General features: G+C 70.1%; 21 protein-coding genes. 6 read left to right on the top strand and 15 right to left on the bottom strand.

Features of this window, described 5'->3' with window-relative positions; translation table 11 throughout:
* Positions 1-64: 64 nt before the first annotated feature.
* From QFZ50_RS12460 to QFZ50_RS12470, 3 genes are all read right to left on the bottom strand, one after another.
* Entirely contained in the window at positions 65-781 is a 717-nt protein-coding gene (locus QFZ50_RS12460) for a cytochrome c biogenesis CcdA family protein (protein ID WP_307086804.1), read from the bottom strand.
* 117 nt (positions 782-898) lie between these two features.
* Positions 899-1519 (bottom strand): TlpA family protein disulfide reductase, encoded by a 621-nt coding sequence (locus QFZ50_RS12465; protein WP_373462275.1) that lies wholly within the window; start codon positions 1517-1519, stop codon positions 899-901.
* 39 nt (positions 1520-1558) lie between these two features.
* Positions 1559-2233 carry a histidine phosphatase family protein gene (locus tag QFZ50_RS12470; RefSeq protein ID WP_307084597.1) on the bottom strand — a complete coding sequence of 225 codons (675 nt, stop codon included), beginning with the start codon at positions 2231-2233 and terminating at the stop codon, positions 1559-1561.
* Positions 2234-2401: 168 nt separating this feature from the next.
* Here QFZ50_RS12470 and QFZ50_RS12475 point away from each other — a divergent pair, with 168 nt between their 5' ends.
* Both QFZ50_RS12475 and QFZ50_RS12480 read left to right on the top strand, forming a co-directional pair.
* Positions 2402-2959: a YceI family protein gene (locus QFZ50_RS12475; protein ID WP_307084599.1), complete on the top strand. Its 558-nt coding sequence runs from the start codon at positions 2402-2404 to the stop codon at positions 2957-2959.
* Between the two features lie 175 nt (positions 2960-3134).
* Positions 3135-3911 (top strand): hypothetical protein, encoded by a 777-nt coding sequence (locus QFZ50_RS12480; protein WP_307084601.1) that lies wholly within the window; start codon positions 3135-3137, stop codon positions 3909-3911.
* Positions 3912-3927: 16 nt separating this feature from the next.
* Here the strand turns inward: QFZ50_RS12480 and QFZ50_RS12485 are convergent, their stop codons facing one another.
* Together QFZ50_RS12485 and QFZ50_RS12490 are read right to left on the bottom strand one after the other, a co-directional pair.
* Positions 3928-4635 (bottom strand): redox-sensing transcriptional repressor Rex, encoded by a 708-nt coding sequence (locus tag QFZ50_RS12485; protein ID WP_307084603.1) that lies wholly within the window; start codon positions 4633-4635, stop codon positions 3928-3930.
* 136 nt (positions 4636-4771) lie between these two features.
* Positions 4772-5044: a glutaredoxin family protein gene (locus QFZ50_RS12490; RefSeq protein WP_307084605.1), complete on the bottom strand. Its 273-nt coding sequence runs from the start codon at positions 5042-5044 to the stop codon at positions 4772-4774.
* Positions 5045-5116: 72 nt separating this feature from the next.
* On the opposite strand from QFZ50_RS12490, the gene QFZ50_RS12495 reads away from it, so the two are divergent.
* On the top strand, positions 5117-5929 hold the full coding sequence (locus QFZ50_RS12495; protein WP_307084607.1) for an HAD family hydrolase: 813 nt from the start codon (positions 5117-5119) through the stop codon (positions 5927-5929).
* Positions 5930-6031: 102 nt separating this feature from the next.
* Here the strand turns inward: QFZ50_RS12495 and QFZ50_RS12500 are convergent, their stop codons facing one another.
* From QFZ50_RS12500 to QFZ50_RS12515, 4 genes are all read right to left on the bottom strand, one after another.
* A complete protein-coding gene (locus QFZ50_RS12500) occupies positions 6032-6130 on the bottom strand; it encodes a 30S ribosomal protein bS22 (RefSeq protein WP_003792170.1) in 99 nt (32 codons plus the stop codon).
* Between the two features lie 193 nt (positions 6131-6323).
* Entirely contained in the window at positions 6324-6536 is a 213-nt protein-coding gene (locus QFZ50_RS12505) for a helix-turn-helix domain-containing protein (RefSeq protein WP_307084610.1), read from the bottom strand.
* A 211-nt stretch (positions 6537-6747) separates the two neighbouring features.
* Positions 6748-7275: an ArsR/SmtB family transcription factor gene (locus QFZ50_RS12510; protein ID WP_307084613.1), complete on the bottom strand. Its 528-nt coding sequence runs from the start codon at positions 7273-7275 to the stop codon at positions 6748-6750.
* 52 nt (positions 7276-7327) lie between these two features.
* Positions 7328-8530, bottom strand: a complete 1203-nt coding sequence (locus QFZ50_RS12515) for an acetoin utilization protein AcuC (protein WP_307084615.1) — start codon at positions 8528-8530, stop codon at positions 7328-7330.
* A gap of 164 nt (positions 8531-8694) precedes the next feature.
* Here QFZ50_RS12515 and QFZ50_RS12520 point away from each other — a divergent pair, with 164 nt between their 5' ends.
* Genes QFZ50_RS12520 through QFZ50_RS12530 form a run of 3 tightly spaced genes read left to right on the top strand, consistent with a single transcriptional unit; the run spans position 8695 to position 12080 of the window.
* A complete protein-coding gene (locus QFZ50_RS12520; RefSeq protein ID WP_307084617.1) occupies positions 8695-10107 on the top strand; it encodes a TrkH family potassium uptake protein in 1413 nt (470 codons plus the stop codon).
* Positions 10100-10768, top strand: coding sequence for a potassium channel family protein (locus QFZ50_RS12525; RefSeq protein ID WP_104050125.1), 669 nt, complete (start codon positions 10100-10102; stop codon positions 10766-10768). The genes QFZ50_RS12520 and QFZ50_RS12525 overlap by 8 nt, the downstream gene beginning before the upstream one ends.
* 1 nt (position 10769) lies before the next feature.
* Positions 10770-12080, top strand: a complete 1311-nt coding sequence (locus QFZ50_RS12530) for a glycosyltransferase 87 family protein (RefSeq protein ID WP_307084619.1) — start codon at positions 10770-10772, stop codon at positions 12078-12080.
* Here the strand turns inward: QFZ50_RS12530 and proC are convergent.
* The 6 genes from proC to trhO all read right to left on the bottom strand — a co-directional run bounded on the left by proC (position 12046) and on the right by trhO (position 20668).
* On the bottom strand, positions 12046-12900 hold the full coding sequence (gene proC / locus QFZ50_RS12535; protein ID WP_307084621.1) for a pyrroline-5-carboxylate reductase: 855 nt from the start codon (positions 12898-12900) through the stop codon (positions 12046-12048). The genes QFZ50_RS12530 and proC overlap by 35 nt on opposite strands.
* Before the next feature lie 234 nt (positions 12901-13134).
* The gene (locus QFZ50_RS12540; protein ID WP_307084623.1) at positions 13135-13935 is read right to left on the bottom strand and encodes a sugar phosphate isomerase/epimerase family protein; all 801 of its coding nucleotides are present in this window, start codon (positions 13933-13935) and stop codon (positions 13135-13137) included.
* 1 nt (position 13936) lies between these two features.
* Positions 13937-14950 carry a Ppx/GppA phosphatase family protein gene (locus QFZ50_RS12545; RefSeq protein ID WP_307084625.1) on the bottom strand — a complete coding sequence of 338 codons (1014 nt, stop codon included), beginning with the start codon at positions 14948-14950 and terminating at the stop codon, positions 13937-13939.
* A gap of 59 nt (positions 14951-15009) precedes the next feature.
* Entirely contained in the window at positions 15010-17757 is a 2748-nt protein-coding gene (gene topA / locus QFZ50_RS12550) for a type I DNA topoisomerase (protein ID WP_307084627.1), read from the bottom strand.
* Between the two features lie 122 nt (positions 17758-17879).
* Positions 17880-19745, bottom strand: a complete 1866-nt coding sequence (locus QFZ50_RS12555) for a class I SAM-dependent methyltransferase (protein ID WP_307084629.1) — start codon at positions 19743-19745, stop codon at positions 17880-17882.
* A complete protein-coding gene (gene trhO, locus QFZ50_RS12560) occupies positions 19742-20668 on the bottom strand; it encodes an oxygen-dependent tRNA uridine(34) hydroxylase TrhO (RefSeq protein ID WP_307084631.1) in 927 nt (308 codons plus the stop codon). The genes QFZ50_RS12555 and trhO overlap by 4 nt, the downstream gene beginning before the upstream one ends.
* Positions 20669-20733 lie beyond the last annotated feature (65 nt).

Below are 20733 nucleotides of genomic sequence, written 5' to 3' on the forward strand. Positions count from 1 at the left end.
TCGGTGCTGGTGTCGGTGCTCGTGTCGGTGCTCGTGTCGTGTCGGTGGGTGGCGGACCACCCGGTCAGATCGGCAGGACCACGGTGCCGATCAGCAGGTCCTGGAGTTGGGTGATGAGGAGGTTCCAGACGCCGCTGACCATGAGGACGCCCACGAGCACCAGCATCCCGCCGCCCGCCCGCTGCAGCAGCAGCCGGTGCTTCCGAAAGAAGGCGAGCGCCCCCATCCCGCGACGCACACCGAGCGCGATCAGCAGGAACGGCAGGCCGAGACCCAGGCAGTAGACGAAGGTAAGCACAGCACCCTTGAGGGCCGTGGCGTCATCACCGGAGATCGCGAGCAGCTGGACGGCGCCGAGCGTGGGGCCGATGCACGGCGCCCACCCGAGTCCGAAGGTCACGCCGAGCAGTGGGGCTCCCAGCAGCCCTGCCGGTACCCTCGCGTGCACCCGGCTCTCGCGCTGGAACCAGGACAGGCCGCCCATGAAGACGATGCCGAGGAGGATCACGACGACGCCGAACACCTGGATGAGCCAGCCCTGGGAGACGCGCAGGAACGCACCGAGCTGACCGAACAGCGTGCCGTAGGCCATGAAGACCACCGAGAAACCGAGGACGAACAGGCCGATCCCGGCGACCATGCGCCCCCTCTTCTGCTTCTCGAGGTCCACCCCCGTCAGTCCGGTGACGTACCCGAGGTACCCGGGCACCAGCGGCAGGACGCAGGGCGAGGCGAAGGAAACGAGCCCCGCCAGCAGGGCCACCGGCAGGGCGAGGAGCATGGAGCCGTTGAGGACGGCGTCGGCGAAGCCGTTCCCCGCTGCGAGCGGGAGGGACGTGGTCAGTGGCCCCGCCGGCACGATCGTCGGGAGGTTCATCGGCACGGCGCGGCGGACGCGCTACTCGGCGAGGGCATCGTCGATCAGGGCCTTGAGCGTACTGCGGTCCGCCAGTCCGAGGATCCGCGCGGACACCCGCCCCTCGCGGTCGAGGACGATCGTCGTGGGGACGGCCTGGGGCGGCACGTACTGCGTCATGTCGAGCAGCACCCCGCCGTCCTTGTCGTCGAAGCTGCCGTACGGGATGCCGAAGCTGCGCTCGAAGGCCTCGGCGGTCGCCCGCTCGTCGCGGATGTTCACGCCGTAGAAGGCGGCACCCTGCGGTGCGAACTCGTCGTGGAGCGCGACGAGGCTCGGAGCCTCCTCGCGGCAGGGGGCGCAGGAGGCGTACCAGAAGTTGAGGACCGTGACCTGGCCGTCCCATGCGGCACTCGAGACGGACGTGCCGTCGAACAGGTCACCGGAGACCTCGACGGGCTCTCCCCGATCCGCTTCCGCGTACTCGGTGACGGACCCGTCACCGGCGATGTAGTTCTTGCCGTCGCCCGCCGCCGCCTGCTGGGCGAGCGGGTCCTCCGCCGCGCACGACGTCACCACGAGCGAAACCGGCACGGCGAGAGCCAGCGCCATGCCCAGTGTGAGCAGGCGGGGACGCTTCGTGGAGCGGATGCTTCGGGTCACGGCTTCTTCCATTGTTTTCTACGACGTGTAGTAATTCTATTACGCGCCGGGGACATTCGCCGCACCGGGCAGGAGGTCGGCACAGGGCTCCGCGTAGCGGACCCGCTCGATGGTGTCGCCGACGAAATCGAGCGAGGTGATCGAGGTGAGGGTGCATTCGCGCTGGCGCGGGTCGTGCCACAGGCGGCGGTGCTCGGCGGCGAGCCGCGTGACCCAGATGGGAAGCTGATGGCTCACCAGGATCGCCTCGGCGGGTCGGCCCTCGGCGTCGCCGGCGAGCTCGACCGCGCTGCGACGCGCGTCCTGTATCGCCACCAGCATGCGCTCGGCCTGCCGGGCGTAGGGCTCTCCCCACGAGGGCCGGAAGGGGTTGACCAGCAGCGGCCAGTAGCGCGGCTGGCGGATCCGGCTCTTGATCCGGGACATCCCCTCGAACCGGTTCTCCGCCTCGATGATGCGGGGGTCCGTGGTGATGGCGAGCCCGAGTGCCTCCGCCACGGGCTGCGCCGTCTCCTGCGCACGGATCAGCGGGGACGCGACGAGGTGCACGATATTGGCCCCTCCGCGGAGCCGCTCCTCGAAGTGGCCGGCCATCTGCTCGGCCATGCGCCGCCCCAGGTCGGAGAGGTGGAATTCGGGGAGCCGGCCGTACAGGACACCCTCGGGGTTGTAGACCTCACCGTGGCGCACCAGGTGGACGGTTGATCGCTGCATTCCTCCAGTTTCCCGCATACGCGCGCACGACGGCGAATCGGCGGCTCCAGTGCCTGAGCGGACTTCCCGGCACATTAGTTGAAGATTTTACTGATTCGTGGAATAAATCATGCATACGCATACTTATCTAAGGCGTACACCTCTTCCGGCCCACCTCAGGAGCTCATCATGACCGTTCCCTCCAGCCTCACCCCCGGCACCTGGTCCTTCGACCCCGCCCACAGCGAGGTCGGCTTCAGCGTCCGCCACGCCGGCATCAGCAAGGTGCGCGGCTCCTTCGGGGATGTCGACGCCTCGCTCACCGTCGGATCCACCCTCGAGGACTCCAGCATCTCCGCGACCATCCGGACGGCGTCCTTCACCTCGGGTGACGCGAACCGCGACGGCCACGTCAAGGGCGCCGACTTCTTCGACGTCGAGGAATACCCCGAGATGACCTTCGTCTCCACCTCCCACGAGGGCTCGGGCGAGACCTACCGCATCAACGGCGACCTCACCATCCGCGGCATCACCAAGTCCGTGGTGCTCGACGCCGAGTTCAACGGCGTCGCCGTGGATCCCTTCGGTGCCACCCGCGCCGGTGTCTCCGCCTCCACCACCATCTCCCGCAAGGACTTCGGCCTCACCTGGAACGCGGCCCTCGAAGCCGGCGGCGTCCTGGTCGGCGACAAGGTGACCATCACCATCGAGGCCGCCTTCGTGGCCCCCGCCGACGTCACGGTCTGATCCGGCGCGGCGCAGCCGCCCCACCCCGGCCGGTACCGTCTCCCCCGACGGTGCCGGCCGTCGGCGTTAAGGCCTGTCCCGGTCCGGAACCGACGAACTACTCTTGCAGTCATCACATCCACGCCGGGTACGTCCATGGGGGCACCGGCGCAAGAGCGCATCGGAGGACGCCGACATGAGTACGCCACAGGACAACCCGGGCACAGGCCAGGGCGAGGGGCAGGCCTGGAACCCGCCCGGCACGAGCAGCAGCAGCCAGGACCCGGCAGGCCCGCACGGGCAGCAGGGCCAGTACCCGCAGCAGGGACAGCCGGGCCAGTACCCGCAGCAGGGACAGCCGGGACAGCCTGGCCCGTACGGCCAGCAGGGACAGCCGGGCCAGTACGGCCAGTCCGGCCAGCCGACCCAGTACGGGCAGTCCGGCCAGTACGGCTCCCAGGCGGGCCAGCCCTCGGGCTACGCCTATCCGGGCGGCGGAGCACTGTCGCAGCAGGCGGACAAGGGACCGGCTCCGAAGGAGGTGATGCGGGCCTACTACCTGATCCTGGCCGCCGGCGCCCTGTACTTCGTGTCGTCCATCATCTCGTCACTCACCTCGCAGGTGCCCGACATGCCCGGTGCGTCCGTCGGCATCGCCTTCGGACTGGTGGTCGCCGTCGTCTTCGCCGCCGTCTACGTGGTCCTGGCGATCTTCATCCGGAGGGGTCAGAACTGGGCCCGCATCACGGCGACCGTCCTGGCCGTGCTCGACGTCCTGGGGGTCGCCGCGACCCTCCTGCTCATGCCCCTTGCGAGCGAGGCCGTCGCGGCGAGCGGTCAGACGATCCCCGAGACCTCCGGGCTCGCGACGACCTTCAGCGTGATCGTGATGCTCCTCGGCGTCGCCGGCGTCGCGATGACGTGGCTGAAGCCGGCGCGGCCCTACTTCGCGCCGCAGAAGCTCGGGTACTGAGCGGGGCCCACGCCTCCTACTGGGCGCGGGAGATCGGACCGAGGTCCGGCTCCTGCGCCCTCTGCGCGTGATAGGCCAGGATCTGCAGCTCCGTGGCCATGTCCACCTTGCGCACCTGGACGTGCGGCGGCACCTGCAGCACCACGGGCGCGAAGTTGAGGATGCTCGAGATGCCCGCCGCGACCAGCCGGTCGCACAGCTCCTGCGCGACCGGTCCGGGGACGGAGAGGACCGCCATATTGGTGCGCGTCCGCTCCAGTACCGCTTCCAGGTCGTCCACGGCACTGACCCGGAGATACCCGACCTCCGCTCCGACGACGAGCTGGTCGGCGTCGAAGATCGCCACGATCTCGAAGCCCCGCGAGACGAAGCCGGAGTATCCTGCCAGCGCCCGGCCGAGGTTTCCCGCCCCGATGATCGCCACGCGCCAGTCGAGCGTGAGTCCGAGGGCGATGGAGATCTGCCGGGTGAGGACCTGCACGTCGTAGCCGACGCCCCGCGTGCCGTACGACCCGAGGTGGGAGAGGTCCTTGCGGAGCATGGGCGAGTTCACGCCGGCGGCGTCCGCCAGCTCCTCGGAGGACACGCGTTCGATGCCCTCCGCGAGCAGCGCGTTGAGGGCCCTCAGGTAGATGGTGAGGCGGGCCACGGACGCGGGCGGGATGTGGCGCGGGCCGTCCCCGACGGGATGAAGGCCTGGCATGTCCGGCGTTGTCACTGTCATCGGCTCCGTTGCTAGCGCCACCGTCCGCGATGGGCGGGCGGACCCTCCGGTCCCTCGTCGTCGAGGGGCGGAAGTACCCCCACTGTATGCCGACGGTCCGGGCTCACCAAGCCGGCGGCCGGCACCTCTTCCCGGCTCAGCTACCCGGTGTGCGGGACAGCAGGCGGCGCAGTCTGCCCTCGTCGATGGACCAGAAATCACGCTGCACGCCGTCGATGAACAGGACGGGCAGTTCCTCGGCGAAGCGGGCGCCGAGCGCGGGCGCCTGGGCCACGGAGAGCTCGCGCCAGCCGAGTCCGGAGTCGGCGGTCACGCGCGCCACCACGGCCCGCGCGTCATCGCACAGGTGGCACTCGGGGCGGGTGAGGAGCACGACGCCGGGACCCGGCGTCTCGACTGGTGGTTCCATGCCTCCACGGTACTGCCGCGCCGCCGCGAGGGGCCTGAGGGAAGGGTGGGAGGGAAGAACTACACTACGAACATGCCGGACGCCGCCCGGGGCACGCAGCCCATCCCAGAGCCTCCGGCACCGCTTAAGGGCGAGGCCGCGTTCTTCGACGTCGACAACACGCTGATGCGGGGAGCGAGCCTCTTCCACGTGGCGCGGAAGATGTACCAGCGAAAAGCCTTCACACTGCGCTTCGCCGCGGGGCTGGCCTGGAAGCAGCTGCGCTTCATCATGCGCGGCGAGACCATGACCGACGTGAACTCGGTCCGCGACGCGGCCCTCGCCTTCGCCATCGGGATCGCCCACGAGGACATCCTGGCGCTCGGCGAAGAGGTCTACGACGAGATGATCGCGTCGAAGATCTGGCCGGGCGCCCGTGCCCTGGCCGAGCAGCACCTCACCTCCGGCCGGCAGGTCTGGCTGGTGACGGGGACACCCGTGGAGGTGGCGGGAGTCATCTCCAGCCGACTGGGCCTGACCGGCGCCCTCGGGACGGTGGGAGAGGTGGCGGACGGCCTCTACACGGGCAAGCTGGTCGGGGAGTTCCTGCACGGACCGGCCAAGGCCGCCGCCATCCTGGTCCTCGCGGAACGCGAGAACCTCGACCTCGCGCGCTGCTGGGGCTACAGCGACTCCTACAACGACATCCCCCTGCTGACCGTCGTCGGGCACCCCGTCGCGATCAATCCGGACAGCAGGCTGCGCCGCCATGCCCGCGCGAACAACTGGCCCGTGTACGACTTCCGCAGCGGCCGGCGCGCCGCGACGCTCGGGCTGCGTGCGGCCACCGTCGCCGGGTCGATCTACGGCCTGTGGCGCGGATTCTCCCGTTTCAGGAGCCGCTGACACCGCACCGGATCACCAGGGGGAACGAGAGCGGCCCGGCTCCCCGCCACGAGGGCGGGGATCCGGGCCGGTCGGCGCGCCGGCTCGTGGCCGGACGGCTGGCTACTTCTTGTTGCGGCGCTGGTGGCGGGTCTTGCGAAGCAGCTTGCGGTGCTTCTTCTTGGCCATACGCTTGCGGCGCTTCTTGATTACTGAACCCATAAAGTCCTCACAGACTGTCGTGGTGCCAGCACGGACCACGGCCGGAAGCCGGTGGGCCAGCACTGGTGGCGGATGGCGAGTGCCTGATGGCAGTCGCCCTGGTTGATGCACACAGACGGGCGGGCGAAAGCCCGCCCAAAACGCTCCTTAACAGGGTACATCCGTTTGGCGAACAGCCCGGACCGCCGCAGGCTCAGGCGCTGGCGGACTGCCCGTCGACCTGGGCGCTGCGCAGGAAATCCCCGACGGCGGATTCGGGAACGCGGTAGGAGCGGCCGAACTGTACCGCCGGAAGGTCTCCCGCGTGGACGAGTCGGTACACGGTCATCTTCGATACGCGCAGAAGGTCGGCCACCTCGGCGACCGTCAGGAACTGCACATCCGAGAAGGACTTCCCGTCTGCCATCTCACCACTTTTCCTTTGCATGGAGGCCAGCTCTTCACCCTGAGACCGGCATCGAGAAGCTTACCCCGGGGCGACCGTTCGGCGTGGCGCCTTGTAGCAAAAGGATTATCCGTCTAAGGGTCCACTGTAGTGGCTGGTGGGACAGAAGTGAAAGCCCCGCTGCGGCCTGCGCAGCACCGGCGAGCCGTTGCGACCGGACCTCGGAGGAGACCTACGAGGACGGGTCGCGACGACGACGCAGTTGCGAGAGCAGGTCCGCAGCCCGTTCGGCCGCGCGCCCCATCGTCCTGCCGATCTGGGGCCTGGGGATCTCGATCTCCGCCGGTCCCGGTCCGGCGAGGACCGCCGCTGCCAGCACGTCGGCCCCCTCCTGCTCCGGACCTGCGGCGTCGAGGGCGTCGGAGACGGTCTCGGGCACCGGCTCGGGCAGGACGTCGCGCTCCGGGACGGCGTCGGCCGGCGAGGACTCCCGGACCTCCTCCGGATCGAATCCGGCGAGCCACGCGCGCACGTGCCCGAGGGGTGCGGGGTCCAGCGAGTAGTACCGCTTCTGGCCCTGGGCCCTCATGGTCACGAGACCTGCTTCCCGCAGGACCTTCAGGTGCTTGGACACCGTCGGCTGGCTCACCTGCAGCTCCACCACGAGCTCGCCCACCGCCTTGTCGCCGTCGCGCAGGTGCCGCAGGATCTGGCGGCGCGTGCCTTCGGCGATGACGGCGAATACATCATCGATTCCCATTCGCCCACCCTAGCGATATATGCGCCTCACGGCATCCTGTGGCGGCGCGTGGTCAGTCGAACCAGGGGTCGAGCCCGTGCAGGGGGAACACGGCCTTCCGTGTGGCCATCACCGTGCGGTCCAGCTCGTCGTTGGGGTCGTAGCCGATCTCCCAGGAACGCCACCACGTGTCGGCGCCGTCACCCATGAGGTGCGGGGCATCCACGCCGTGCCGGTCCAGGACGTACTGGCGCCACGCCTCCGGCACAGGGGTCCTCGGACCGGTGGCCGCCCCCGCCGCGACGGCGACGAGCAGGGCCCAGGACCGCGGCACGACGCTGGCGAGGGCGTACCCGCCTCCCCCGGTGGCGATCCACCGGCCCTCGCACAGGCGGTCGGCGAGGTCCCGTACGGCGACCATCATCGCGTGCTGCGCGTCGACGCTGACCCGGAGGTTCGTGAGGGGATCCTCCCGGTGGGAGTCGCAGCCGTGCTGGCTCACGATGACGTCGGGCGCGAAAGCCGCGGCGAGCTGCGGGACGACGGCGTGGAAGGCCCGCAGGACGGCGGCGTCCCCGGCGATGGTGGGCAGGGCCACGTTCACCGCAGACCCCTCCGCGTCCGGTCCGCCGGTCTCGCTGGCGAAGCCCGTGCCCGGGAAGAGGCTCATGCCCGTCTCGTGGAGCGAGATGGTCATCACCCGGGGATCGTTCCAGAAGATGCTCTGGGTGCCGTCGCCGTGGTGGGCGTCGACGTCGATGTAGAGGACCCGCTGCGCTCCGCGATCGAGCAGGCGCTGCACGGCGGCCGCGGCGTCGTTGTAGATGCAGAAGCCGCTGGCCCTCGACCGGGCGGCGTGGTGCATCCCGCCACCGAAGTTGACGGCCCGGACGGCCGTGCCGCCGAGGATCGCGTCCGCGGCGCCGAGCGACCCGCCCGCGAGCCGGGCACTGGCCTCGTGCATGCCGGCGAAGGCCGGGTTGTCCTCGGTGCCCAGCCCCCGTGCGGCGTCGGAGGTCCCGGGGTTGCGGCTCACCTGCCGCACGGCGTTGATGTACTCGGCGCTGTGGACCGTCGCGAGGTCCTCGTCGGAGGCGACGAACGGATCGGCGACCGTCACGCCGTCCAGGTCCAGCAGGCCGCACTCGCGCACGAGGCGGGCGGTGAGGTGCAGCCGCTCCGGGTTCATGGGGTGCTGCCCGCCGAAGTCGTAGGCCAGCATCGATTCGGCCCAGACGACCTGGAGGGGCACCGCTGACCTGGAGTGCGTAGACATCCCTGCAAGGGTACGCGATCGGCGATATTCCGACGACGTACCCCGATGGGATGCTTTACTACTGCAAGGGACAATCAGGACCTGTCGGATCCACCGGGACCGGCACGGGTCGACACGGTGCCGCTTCGGCGGAAGGACCAGCAAACGGGGCAGAGCGGGCGTCAATGCTAAGTCAACAGCCACGGTGGCTGAAGGACGATCGGAACGGGTACGTCAGGCTGCTGGCCTCGGTCCGCGATTTCATCGACTCCTTCGCGAACAGCTCACCCGCACGCCTCGCCCTCTTCATCTTCACCGCCGTGATCCTGCTCTTCACGCTGCTGCTCAGCCTGCCCGTGGCGACCAGCAGCCGGCAGGTCACGCCCCTGCACGATGCCTTCTTCACCGCGGTGTCCGCCGTCTGCGTCACGGGCCTCACCGTCGTGTCCACCGCGACGCACTGGTCGTTCTTCGGCCAGCTGGTGATCCTCCTCGGCATCTTCATCGGCGGACTGGGCACCCTGACCCTCGCCACGCTCCTCGCCCTGATCGTGAGCAAGCGGCTCGGCGTACGCGGCAAGCTGCTGGCCCAGGAGGCACTCAACAACGCGAGCCGCCTCGGGGAGATCGGCACGCTGCTGCGGATCGTCATCACCACCTCCGTGGTCATCGAGATCGTGCTCGCCGTCGTGCTCATCCCGCGGTTCATGATGCTCGGCGAACCCTGGTGGCAGGCGCTGTGGCACGGCGTCTTCTACTCCATCTCCGCCTTCAACAACGCCGGCTTCACCCCCCACAGCGACGGCCTGGTGCCCTACGAGACGGATCTCTGGATCCTGACGCCGCTCATGGTCGGCGTCTTCCTCGGCAGCCTCGGCTTCCCCGTCGTCATGGTGCTCGTGCAGGTGCGCCACCACTTCAGGAAGTGGACGCTGCATGCCAAGCTCACGGTGTTCGTCTCCCTGATCCTCCTGGTGGCCGGCACGTTCGCCTGGGGATTCCTCGAGTGGGAGAACCAGCGCACCATCGCGAACCTGAGCGTGGCCGACAAGACTATCCACGCCCTGTTCGCCTCGGTGATGACGCGCTCCGGCGGCTTCAACCTCGTGGACCAGAACGACATGAACACCACGACGATGCTCCTGACGGACGCACTGATGTTCGCGGGCGGCGGCTCGGCGTCCACGGCCGGAGGCATCAAGGTCACCACGATCGCCGTCATGTTCCTCGCCATCGTCGCCGAGGCACGCGGTGACAGCGACGTCCGCGCCTGGGGCCGGACCATCCCCCCGGGCGCGATGCGCGTCGCGATCTCGGTGATCTTCATGGGCGCCACCCTCGTCCTGGTGGGCAGCGGCCTGATCCTCGCGATCTCCGGCGAGACCCTCGACAAGGTGGTCTTCGAGGTGATCTCCGCCTTCGCGACCGTCGGCCTGAGCACCAACCTCAGCGCCGAACTGCCGCCGGAGGGCAAGTACGTCCTGTCCGCGCTCATGTTCGCAGGGCGCATGGGCACCATCACCCTCGCCTCGGCCCTCGCGCTGAGGCAACGCAGCACGCTGTACCGCTACCCCGACGAGAGGCCGATCATTGGCTGAAAGACCCGCCCACAACGCACCCGTCCTCGTGATCGGCCTCGGCCGGTTCGGTGCGGCCACCGCCGAGCAGCTCGTCCGGCAGGGCCGCGAGGTCCTCGCCATCGAGCGTGATCCGCAGCTCGTGCAGAAGTTCGCCAGCATCCTCACGCACGTCGTGGAGGCCGACGCGACGAACATCGACTCGCTCCGCCAGCTCGGTGCGCAGGAGTTCTCGGCCGCCGTCGTGGGGGTCGGGACCTCGATCGAGTCCAGTGTGCTGATCACGGCCAATCTCGTGGACCTCGGCATCGACCACCTGTGGGTCAAGGCCATCACGCCGTCGCACGGCAAGATCCTCAAGCGCATCGGCGCCAACCACGTCATCTACCCCGAGGCCGACGCCGGACAGCGCGCCGCCCACCTCGTGGGCGGGCGGATGCTGGACTTCATCGAGTTCGACGACGGCTTCGCGATCGTGAAGATGTACCCGCCGAAGGAGACGCAGGGCTTCACGCTCGCGGAGTCCTCCGTGCGCTCGAAGTACGGCGTCACCGTGGTGGGCGTGAAGTCGCCGGGCGAGGACTTCACCTACGCCCGGCCGGACACGAAGGTCTCCGGCCGGGACATGCTGATCGTGTCCGGGCACGTGGACCTCCTCGAGCGTTTTGCCGGCCGGCCCTAGGGTGCGCGGTACTGCGCCCCGGAAGGCGGCGCGGCCGCCGGGCCCCGGCGGGCCGCACCCGCGCGGGTCCGGAGCCGCACCGTCGACGCCGGCCGAGGGACGGTCCGGGCCCCTGCGGCTGGCGGCATCGCTCGCCGGCGCCGTCGTCCTCGCCGTGGTCGTCCTCGCGGCGCAGATCCACGGGCTCGACCTGTCCGTGTACCGGGAGGGCGCGCTCGCGCTGCTCGGGCGGGCCGGAGACAAGGAACTCTACGACGACGCGCTCATCCAGACGGACACGCGCGGCCTGCCCTTCACGTATCCACCGTTCGCCGCGATCCTCTTCGTGCCGCTCGCGCTGCTCCCGGCGCCGGCGGCCCTCGGGGTGGTCACGGCGCTCTCGTGCCTCTGCCTCGTCGGCGTGGCCGTCGTGGTCGTGCGTTACCTGCAGGCCGCGGCCCCTGCCGGCCCGCGGCACGCCTGGCGGACTCCGGCGGCGGTCCTCGCGGCGATGCTGCTCATCGGGATCAGCGGCCCGTGGCGGGAGGGGCTCGGCTTCGGGCAGGTCAATGCGCTCCTGATGGTGCTGATCCTCGCCGACCTGCTGCGGTCCACCCGCCTGCCCTCGGGCGTGCTGGTCGGGATCGCCGCCGGCATCAAACTGACGCCCCTGGCCTTCGGCCTGGTGTTCCTCGCCCGCCGCGACTGGCGGTCGCTGGCCTGGATGGCGGCGGCGTTCGCCGGGACCGTCGCCGTCGGGCGGCTCCTGGCGCCACGGGAGTCCGCTGCCTTCTGGCTGGACGCGCTGTTCGACGCCTCACGCGTGGGGGCCACGGCCGATCTCTACAACGTCTCGCTCAACTCGCTCGTCGCGCAGTCCGGGCTGGCCGCCGCGGTGCAGCGGCCCGTCTGGCTGCTGGCGTCCCTGGCCGTCGTCGCCGTCGGTTATGTGGCGATCCGGCGGGCCGGCCAGGACGGCGACGGCCTCCGCGCCATCACCGCGAACGCCGTGGTCATGCTCGCGATCTCGCCGATCTCCTGGTTCCACCACTGGGTGTGGATCGCGCTCGTGTTCCCGGTCGGCTACGTGTACGCCCGACGGCATACGGGAGCGCGGCGATGGACGGGCCGGGTGCTGCTCGCAGCCCTCGTCCCGGTGATGCTGTTCTCCTCGATCACCGTGACCCTGACGCTCACCGGCACGGTGTCGGGCGAGGGGCCCCTGCCGCTGCGGCTCTTCACGGGCCTCGGCGTGGTGCTCCCGGTCGCCCTGCTGGCGGTGTGGGCCTCACCGCAGGTCAGGACGACGGCGGGGCCGCCAACCCGCGGGTGATCTCCGCGGCCCGCGCTGTCGCCGCGCGGGCTCCGTCGGTGACGACCCCTGCCAGGTCCCGCGCCTCGAACGTCTCGATGGCCGCCTGCGTGGTGCCGTTGGGGCTGGTGACGGCCCGGCGGAGGGCTGCGGCGTCGGCGCCCTCCTCGGCGAGCATGAAGCCCGCACCCGCAACCGTCTCCCGGGCGATGAGCTCCGACAAACCGGCGTCGAGCCCGAGCTCGACGCCGGCGGCGGCCATCGCCTCGGCCAGGTAGAACGCGTAGGCGGGGCCCGATCCGCTGACGGCCGAGAGCGCGTCGACCTGCTCCTCGGGGATCTCGACGACGGTGCCCGCGGGCCGCAGGAGGTCGCGCGCCTGCGCCATGAGCGCGGGGCCCGCGGAGGACCCTGCGGAGATGGACAGCACTCCCCTGCCGAGGCGTGACGGCGTGTTGGGCATGGACCGGATGACGGGCTGGCCCTCGGGCAGGGCGGCCTCGATCATCGCGATGGACACGGCGGCCGCGACGCTCAGTACGACGGCCGACGGTTTGAGGGCGGTCGCGATCTCGCGGGCCAGCGGGACGACACCCACGGGCTTGACGCCCAGCACGACGACGTCGGCGTCCCGCACCGCGGTGACGTTCGCGGCGTCGTCGTCGGCGGTGGCCAGGGCCGTCACGCCGTGGCGCTCCGCCAGTTCGGCGGCCCGGGCCGACCGGCGGACGGTGGCGGTGACCAGTGCGGGGTCGAGGCCGGCTGCCAGCAGCCCGGCGAGGATGGACTCGTTCATCGATCCGCATCCCAGGAAGGCGATGCGCTGCGCGGGAGGTGTCATGGCCCCATCCTGCCACGACCCGCTTCCAGCCTTCTCCCAGCGTTCTCGGTGCTGCGGTACAAGGAGGCGCCCTACTGTTGCAGGTACCTCATAAGGGTGCGAGTGAGACCGGAATTCCTGATCCGGTCGGGCGCCGGTGGCACCAGATGATTCCCCCAACATCTGGACTGTCCACCGGCGCCATTCCTTTTAATGGACGTCCTGGCGGACGTCCGTTAATCCGTCGGCGGAGCCTCAGTGGCGGAGGTGTTCCCGGGCGAAGCGCAGTGTCTCCGCGAGCCACTCCTCGCGTTCCCCCGCGCCCCGTGCACGGCGGGTGCTCACCTCCACGGCCACCACGCCGTCCCACTCCGACGCCGCGAGATGACCGAGTGCCTCGGCGCACCGCTGCTCCCCCTGGCCCGGCAGCAGGTGCTCGTCCTTGCCGTTGGGCGTGCCGTCCGTCAGGTGCACGTGGGCGAGCCGGCTACCGAGGGCGCGGATCTCCTCGTACGAGTCCATGCCGGCGATCGCGGCGTGCGAGAAGTCCCAGGTGATGCGCTCGTAGGGCTCCGGGATCGGGTTCCAGTGCGGCAGGTACGCCTTCGCCTCGCGGCCCCGGACCTTCCACGGGTACATGTTCTCGACGGCGATCTCGACGCCGTACTCCGCAGCGACCCGCGCGATCCCCTCCGGGAACTCCTCCGCGTACCCGGTCTGCCAGCGGAACGGCGGGTGGGTGACCACGGTCCTGGCGCCGACCTCGGCCGCCATGGCAGCGGACAGCTCGATCTTCGTCCACGCCTTGCCCCACACCTGCTGCGTCAGGAGCAGCGTCGGCGCGTGGATGGCGAAGATCGGCATGCCGTACCGTTCACTGAGGACGGCGAGCTGGTCCGGGTCCTGGCTCACGGAGTTGTTGGTGACCATGACCTCCACGCCGTCGTAGCCCAGGTCCTGCGCCAGCGCGAAGGCGTCGTGCACCGCGAGCGGATACACGGAGGCACTGGACAGGGCCACCGGGATGGCGGGCAGACCGCCGGCGGGTTCCGCCATGTCAGGCCCCCCTGGACAGGGATGTGCGGCGCATCGAGTCGAGCTGGGCGTGCCCCACGCCGGCTCCCGGCAGTGGTTCGTCGGCGTCGAACATCTTCGTGTCGAACCGCCGCAGCAGGAGTCCCTCGCGCAGCGCCCAGGGGCAGATGTCCATGGACGGCACGTCGAACAGTTCGAGGGCGCACTCGGCCACGAGCGCACCGGCGAGTACCTGCGGCGCACGCAGCTCGGAGACGCCGTCGAGGTTGGTGCGGTCCGCGGTGCTCATCGCGGCCAGCCGCTTGGTCCACAGCGTGAGGTCCTCACGCCGCAGTTCCCGCCGGACGAACGGACCGGCGGCCGAGGGCGCAGCACCGGCGATGCGGGCGAGGGACCGGAAGGTCTTGGAGGTGCCCGCGACGAGGTGGGGTTGCCCGAGGTGCGCGAACTGCGGTACGGCCTCACGGAGCGTCGCCCTGATGTAGCGGCGCAGCTCCTTCACGCTCTTGGCCGAGGGAGGGTCTCCCTGCAGCCAGTCCCGCGTGAGCCGCCCGGCGCCGAGCGGCACGGACAGTGCCACCTCGGGGAGCTCGTCGGTACCCATCGCCATCTCGAAGGAGCCACCGCCGATGTCGAGGTTGAGGATGGACTCCGCACCCCAGCCGTACCAGCGGCGCACGGCCTGGAAGGTCACCGCGGCCTCCTGGTCGCCCGAGAGCTCCTGGAGGTCGACGCCGGTCTCCTCCCGCACGCGGGCCAGGACCTCGCTGCCGTTGGCGGCCTCGCGGATCGCGGAGGTGCAGAACGCGAGGAAGTCCTCGGCGTCGTGCCCCGTGGCGAACGCGCGAGCCTCACGGACGAACCCGACGAGCTCGTCCTGCCCCCTCCGCGAGATGCTGCCGTCCTCCTCGAGGTACGCCACCAGCTGCAGGGGCTTCTTGTGGGACGCGAAAGGCACCGGGCGGCCACCCGGATGGGCATCCACGAGGAGCAGATGAACCGTGTTCGACCCTATGTCCAGTACACCTAGCCGCATTGTCCCTGCGCTTCCAGCTCTACTCCCGCTTGTCTTCTGTCTCCGCGCTCCGTCGCAGGCTACTTGCCCGCCGCGACCTTGCGCTTGGCGGGCGCCCGCCGCGTGGTCTTCTTGGGCGCCGGGCCCTTGGCGCGCTTCTCGGCGAGCATGTCGATCGCCTGCTCACGCGTCAGTTCCTCGATGGCCATGCTCCCCGGCACCGTGATGTTGGTGGTCCCGTCGGTGATGTAGGGGCCGAAGCGGCCGTCCTTCACCACGATGGGCTTCTCGCTCACGGGGTCGTCGCCGAACTCGGCGAGCGGCGGGGTGACCGTCCGTCCGCCACGCTGCTTGGGCTGCTTGTAGATCTCCAGCGCCTGGTCGAGAGTGATCGTGAAGATCTCCTCCTCCGAGCCGATGGACCGCGAGTCGCTGCCCTTCTTCAGGTACGGGCCGAAGCGGCCGTTCTGCACCGTGATCTCCGTGCCGTCCTCGTCCTTCCCGAGGACCCGCGGCAGGTTCATGAGCTTGAGGGCGTCCTCGAGCGTGACGGTGTCCACCGACATCGACTTGAAGAGCGAGCCCGTACGCGGCTTCACCTTCGCGGGCTTCTTCGGCGGCTTGGGCTTGCCGTTCTTGTAGTACTCGACCGGCTGGCTGGCGAGCTCCTCTGCGGTGACCTCAGGGATCAGTTCGATCACGTACGGGCCGTAGCGGCCGTCGCGGGCCACGATGGTGCGGCCCGTCTCCGGATCCGTGCCGAGCACGCGCTCCTGCGAGGTGGGTGCCTCCATGAGCTCGAGGGCCTTCTCGGCCGTCAGCTCGTCCGGGGCGAGGTCCTCGGGGACGTTGGCCCGCTGCGGTTCCGTGCCCTCCGGGGCGTCCGGCGGCAGCGGCTTCTCGAGGTACGGGCCGAACTTGCCCACACGGAGCGTGATGCCCTCCGCGATCTCCACGGAGTTGATGCGGCGCGCGTCGATCTCGCCGAGCTCCTCGACGATCGTGTGCAGCCCGGTGTCCTTGCGGTCGCCGTAATAGAAGTGGTTGAGCCACTCCACGCGGCCGGCCTCGCCGCGGGAGATGCGGTCGAGGTCCTCCTCGAGCTCCGCCGTGAAGTCGTAGTCGACGTAGTCGTTGAAGTGCTCCTCGAGCAGGCGCACCACGGAGAACGCGATCCAGCTCGGTACGAGGGCCTGCCCGCGTGAGGTGACGTAGCCGCGGTCCATGATGGTGGACATCGTCGCGGCATAGGTCGAGGGGCGCCCGATACCGCGCTCGTCGAGCACCTTCACGAGCGATGCCTCGGTGTAACGCGGGGGCGGCGAGGTCTCGTGGCCGACGGCCTCGATCGCCGTCGCACCCAGCGGGTCGCCCTTCGCGACGTTGGGCAGGCGCGTGCCCTGCGCGTCGTCATCCGCCCCGTCCTCGGTGCGGTCGGCGTCGCGGCCCTCCTCGTAGGCGGCCAGGAAGCCGCGGAACGTGATGACCGTGCCGGAGGCCGCGAACTCGGCGTCCCGGCCGTCAGCGCTCCGCGCGCCGAGGCGCAGCGACGCCGTCGATCCCTTGGCGTCCGCCATCTGCGAGGCGACGGTGCGCTTCCAGATCAGCTCGTACAGGCGGAACTCGTCGCCCCGGAGGGACTTCGCCACCTGGGCGGGGGTCCGGAACGAGTCACCCGCGGGGCGGATGGCCTCGTGCGCCTCCTGCGCGTTCTTGGCCTTGCCCTTGTACACGCGACGCGCCTCGGGCACGTACTCGGGGCCGTACAGCTCCGAGGCCTGGCGGCGGGCGGCGTTGATGGCCTGGTCCGAGAGCGCCGACGAGTCGGTACGCATGTAGGTGATGTAGCCGTTCTCGTACAGCCGCTGCGCCACCTGCATGGTCACCTTGGAGCTGAAGCGCAGCTTGCGGGCGGCCTCCTGCTGCAGGGTCGAGGTGGTGAACGGAGCGGCGGGACGGCGGGTGTAGGGCTTGGTCTCGACGGACCGGATCTCGAACGCGGCGCTCTCCAGGCCCGTTGCGAGGGAGCGGGCGGCCTCCTCGTCGAGCCGGACGGCGTTGGCGGCCTTCAGCTCGCCGCGGTCGGAGAAGTCCTTGCCGGAGGCGATACGGCTGCCGTCGACGGCGACGAGCTTGGCCGGGAAGGCGCTGCCCTTGGAGGAGTCGGCGGGCGTGAAGGTGCCGGTGAGATCCCAGTACGACGCCGCGCGGAACGCCATGCGCTCGCGTTCCCGTTCGACGACGAGGCGGGTCGCGACGGACTGCACGCGGCCGGCGGACAGCCCGCGGGCCACCTTGCGCCAGAGGACGGGGGAGATCTCATAGCCGTAGAGGCGGTCGAGGATGCGTCGGGTCTCCTGGGCGTCGACCATGGGGATGTCGACGTCGCGCAGTTCGCCGAGGGCGCGGGTGACGGCTTCCTTGGTGATCTCGCCGAAGGTCAGGCGGTAGACGGGGACCTTCGGCTTCAGGACCTGCAGCAGGTGCCACGCGATGGCTTCGCCCTCGCGGTCGGCGTCGGTGGCGAGGTAGAGCTCGTCGGCGTCCTTGAGGGCCGCCTTGAGCTCGGCCACGGTCTTCCGCTTCTCCGGGGAGACCACGTAGTACGGCTCGAAGTCCTTGTCGAGGTCCACCGCGAACTTGCCGACGGAGGACTTCTTCAACTCCGCGGGGAGGTCCGACGGCTGCGGGAGGTCACGGATGTGCCCCATGGACGCCGCGACCTGGAAACCCTCACCGAGATAGCCCGAAATGCTCTTGATCTTGCTGGGGGACTCAACGATGACGAGCTTCTTGCCGTGCTTCTTGTCCGTGGCCTTGGTCGGCACTTCTCTCCTATATATACGGGTGCGATGCCGGGTCAGGAACGCGGGCATCCGGTCCGGCTCGCGCTGCCGGCCTCACCTCACAGTATGCGTCATGAGTACCTGCACAAGGGTAACCGCTGGTTTCAGGGGGCCGGAATCAGGAAGCCCTCGCGGATGAGCTGCTCGACATCCACCAGCAGTTCCGCGGTGAACGCGGCATCCGGCCGGTCCAGCAGCATCGCGAGGGCGCCCGCGATCTGCCCCGCGGTGAGGTCGCCATCGCACGCGGACACGAAGCCGGCGAGCTCCGTGCTCAGGAGGGTGGTCCGGCGGAGACCGGCCCCCTGCCGCAGCAGGATGACCCCGGGGTGCTCCGCACCGGGACGCTGGTGCCGTTCCTCGGTGACGTCGTCGGCCACGAGCAGGAACTCGTCGGCGATCCCGATGCCCGACGCGGCCTGCTCGGTGTGCTCGGCGAGCCAGTCGCCGCGCCCGACGGCGGCAGCGAGGTGGGGGCCCACGGGCTGCTCGATCTCGTGCGTGATCTCCTCGAGCGTCACCCGGACGAGGTCGCTGGGGTTCTCGGGGCGCCGCAGCCAGATCGATCCGAAGCCGATGCCCTCGACGTCCCGTGAGGCGAAGTCCGCGAGGTAGGCCGCGAAGCTCCGCAGGTAGGTATCGCGGTCCCTGTTCTCGGCGGCATCCCGCAGCCAGGTCTCCGCGTACTGCACGGGTGTCAGCTGCTCGCGCTGGATGATCCAGGCGTCGGTACCGGGGGCCACGAAGCCTCGGATCCGCCGGTCCCAGCCGGTCCCCTCGGTGATCTCCCAGTTGCCGAGCAACTGCGCCGCCCCACCCGGGGTCAGGATCCCGGGAAGCTCCCGGACGAGGGTCTCGACGATGGAATCACCGGCGAGGCCGCCGTCGCGGTAAGTGTAGGACGCTGCAGGGTCACCCGTGCGTGGCGTGATCACGAAGGGAGGATTGGACACCACGAGGTCGAACCGCTCCCCTTCGACCGGCTCGAGCAGGCTGCCGCGGCGGAGGCTGACCCGCTCCTCCGGCCGCTGCGCGTCGAGGCCCAGGGCCGGTGCGTTCAGCAGGAGGTTGAAGCGCGCGAAGGCGAGCGCCCGCTCGGAGATGTCGGTCAGGGTGACGTGGCGGGCGTGGGAGAGGAGGTGGAAGGCCTGGATGCCGCTGCCGGTGCCGAGGTCCAGAGCGCGGTCCACGGGTGTCCTCATCACGGCCTGCGCCAGGGTCAGCGACGCCCCGCCGATGCCCAGGACGTGGTCGTGGCGCAGGGGCCCCGGGCGCTGCTCCGAGCCGAGATCGCTGGCCACCCAGAGGTGGCCGCCGACGTCCGAGGCGTAGGGGCGCAGCTCGACGGCGGCGCGCCAGGAGGGCGGTGTCCCCTGGCCGGTGTCGGCGGGGCCGGCGGGCGCGTCGACCGGTCCTCGCCCCACATGGCCGGGCGTACCTCCCGTGTCCGGCTCCGCGGTCGGGGGATCCGCGTGCGTCCGCTCGATGAGCCTGAGCCGTTCGAGCCCGGCCACCCCTGTCCCGGGGAACGCCGCCCGCAGATCGTCCTCCGCCACGTCCTCCCCGAGGAGCCACAGGAGCACCGGGACGGCGCGGGTGTCACCACCGGAGGCTGCGGCATTGCCGTCGCCCGTGCCGGTGCCGGCACCCTCGCGGCCGCCGTCGACGCCGCCCTCCGCCTTACCGGCCGCGCCGGCCGCGTCAGCCTCATGGCGGCCGCCGTGATCCGCGCCGCCGTCATCCGCGCTGCCGTCACCGTCGAGGAGACGCCGGGCCTCGAGGAGGGCGGGCGCGAGCTGGCCGCGGCCGAGGGCGGAGTAGGCGGGGCCGCCGAGGAGCGAGCCGACACCGTCCACCGTGTAGTCGAGCGCTGCCAGGTCCGCGGCGAGGGCTTCGAGCGCCGCGAGGTCGCGGCTCGACGGGGCAGATTCGACGTCGTCACCGAACTCGGGGTTCTGCACGGTGGTCATGCGGCACCCGCCGCCGTCGCCTCGGCCTCGTCCGACTCGCAGCCCTGCGGGCAGCGCAGCGTGGCGGGATCGGCGGCGCACCCGGCACAGTACAGGGTGAGGTTCCGGCAGACCGGGTTGGAGCAGTTCTCGAACGTACTCGTGGGCGCGTGGCACCGCACGCACTTGCCGAGGGTGACGGCGTCGTCGCTGAACTCGAGGTGCATGCGCTTGTCGAAGACGTACAGCGACCCCTCCCAGAGCCCGGCGTCGCGGTACTTCTCCCCGTAGCGGACGATCCCGCCGTCGAGCTGGTAGACCTCCTGGAAGCCGCGGTTGACCATCAGGCTGGAGAGCACCTCGCAGCGGATCCCACCCGTGCAGTAGGTGACGACGGGCTTGTCCTTGAGGTCGTCGTACCGGCCGGAATCGAGTTCGCGGACGAAGTCGTGAGTGGTCCGCACGTCGGGCACCACGGCGCCCTTGAACCGCCCGATCTGCGCCTCGAGGGCGTTCCGGCCGTCGAAGAACACGACCTCCTCCCCCGCTGCACGCCGGGCGTCGACCAGCGCGTGCAGTTCCTCGGGCGTGAGGTGGGTGCCACCGCCGACCACGCCGTTCCCGTCGACCTTCAGTTCACCGGGAGCACCGAAGGAGACGATCTCGTCGCGGACCTTGACGCTCAGGCGCGGAAAGTCCTCGGCACCGCCGTCGGACCACTTGATGTCCATGCCCTTGAAAGCCGGATATTCGCGCGTCGTCCTGACGTATTGCTTCACGGCGCCGATCTCTCCGCCGACCGTGCCGTTGATGCCGTCCTTCGAGATGAGGATCCTTCCGCGCAGGCCCCACTTCTCGCAGAGAGCGCGCTGCCACAACCGGATCGCCTCGGGGTCGGGCAGCGGCGTAAAGGCGTAATAGAGGGCAATACGGTTCATCGACACGACTTAAAGCCTACTTTGCGTCTCGAAACGGTCAGGCTCGCGGCCCTCTATGTCCTTCACCGCCC

Origin of the sequence: Arthrobacter agilis (assembly GCF_030816075.1) — a bacterium.
Classification (GTDB): Bacteria; Actinomycetota; Actinomycetes; order Actinomycetales; family Micrococcaceae; genus Arthrobacter_D; species Arthrobacter_D agilis_E.

What these genes read in the sequence shown, in the direction of transcription:
- proC (WP_307084621.1), bottom strand. Translation starts at nt 12,900, where the DNA reads ATGACACCTCCCGCGCAGCGCATCGCCTTCCTGGGATGCGGATCGATG.
- QFZ50_RS12480 (WP_307084601.1), top strand. Translation starts at nt 3,135, where the DNA reads ATGAGTACGCCACAGGACAACCCGGGCACAGGCCAGGGCGAGGGGCAG.
- QFZ50_RS12510 (WP_307084613.1), bottom strand. Translation starts at nt 7,275, where the DNA reads ATGGGAATCGATGATGTATTCGCCGTCATCGCCGAAGGCACGCGCCGC.
- QFZ50_RS12545 (WP_307084625.1), bottom strand. Translation starts at nt 14,950, where the DNA reads ATGCGGCTAGGTGTACTGGACATAGGGTCGAACACGGTTCATCTGCTC.
- QFZ50_RS12540 (WP_307084623.1), bottom strand. Translation starts at nt 13,935, where the DNA reads ATGGCGGAACCCGCCGGCGGTCTGCCCGCCATCCCGGTGGCCCTGTCC.
- QFZ50_RS12555 (WP_307084629.1), bottom strand. Translation starts at nt 19,745, where the DNA reads ATGACCACCGTGCAGAACCCCGAGTTCGGTGACGACGTCGAATCTGCC.
- QFZ50_RS12475 (WP_307084599.1), top strand. Translation starts at nt 2,402, where the DNA reads ATGACCGTTCCCTCCAGCCTCACCCCCGGCACCTGGTCCTTCGACCCC.
- QFZ50_RS12520 (WP_307084617.1), top strand. Translation starts at nt 8,695, where the DNA reads ATGCTAAGTCAACAGCCACGGTGGCTGAAGGACGATCGGAACGGGTAC.
- QFZ50_RS12470 (WP_307084597.1), bottom strand. Translation starts at nt 2,233, where the DNA reads ATGCAGCGATCAACCGTCCACCTGGTGCGCCACGGTGAGGTCTACAAC.
- QFZ50_RS12505 (WP_307084610.1), bottom strand. Translation starts at nt 6,536, where the DNA reads ATGGCAGACGGGAAGTCCTTCTCGGATGTGCAGTTCCTGACGGTCGCC.
- QFZ50_RS12490 (WP_307084605.1), bottom strand. Translation starts at nt 5,044, where the DNA reads ATGGAACCACCAGTCGAGACGCCGGGTCCCGGCGTCGTGCTCCTCACC.
- QFZ50_RS12515 (WP_307084615.1), bottom strand. Translation starts at nt 8,530, where the DNA reads ATGTCTACGCACTCCAGGTCAGCGGTGCCCCTCCAGGTCGTCTGGGCC.
- QFZ50_RS12500 (WP_003792170.1), bottom strand. Translation starts at nt 6,130, where the DNA reads ATGGGTTCAGTAATCAAGAAGCGCCGCAAGCGTATGGCCAAGAAGAAG.
- QFZ50_RS12495 (WP_307084607.1), top strand. Translation starts at nt 5,117, where the DNA reads ATGCCGGACGCCGCCCGGGGCACGCAGCCCATCCCAGAGCCTCCGGCA.
- QFZ50_RS12460 (WP_307086804.1), bottom strand. Translation starts at nt 781, where the DNA reads ATGCTCCTCGCCCTGCCGGTGGCCCTGCTGGCGGGGCTCGTTTCCTTC.
- QFZ50_RS12485 (WP_307084603.1), bottom strand. Translation starts at nt 4,635, where the DNA reads ATGACAGTGACAACGCCGGACATGCCAGGCCTTCATCCCGTCGGGGAC.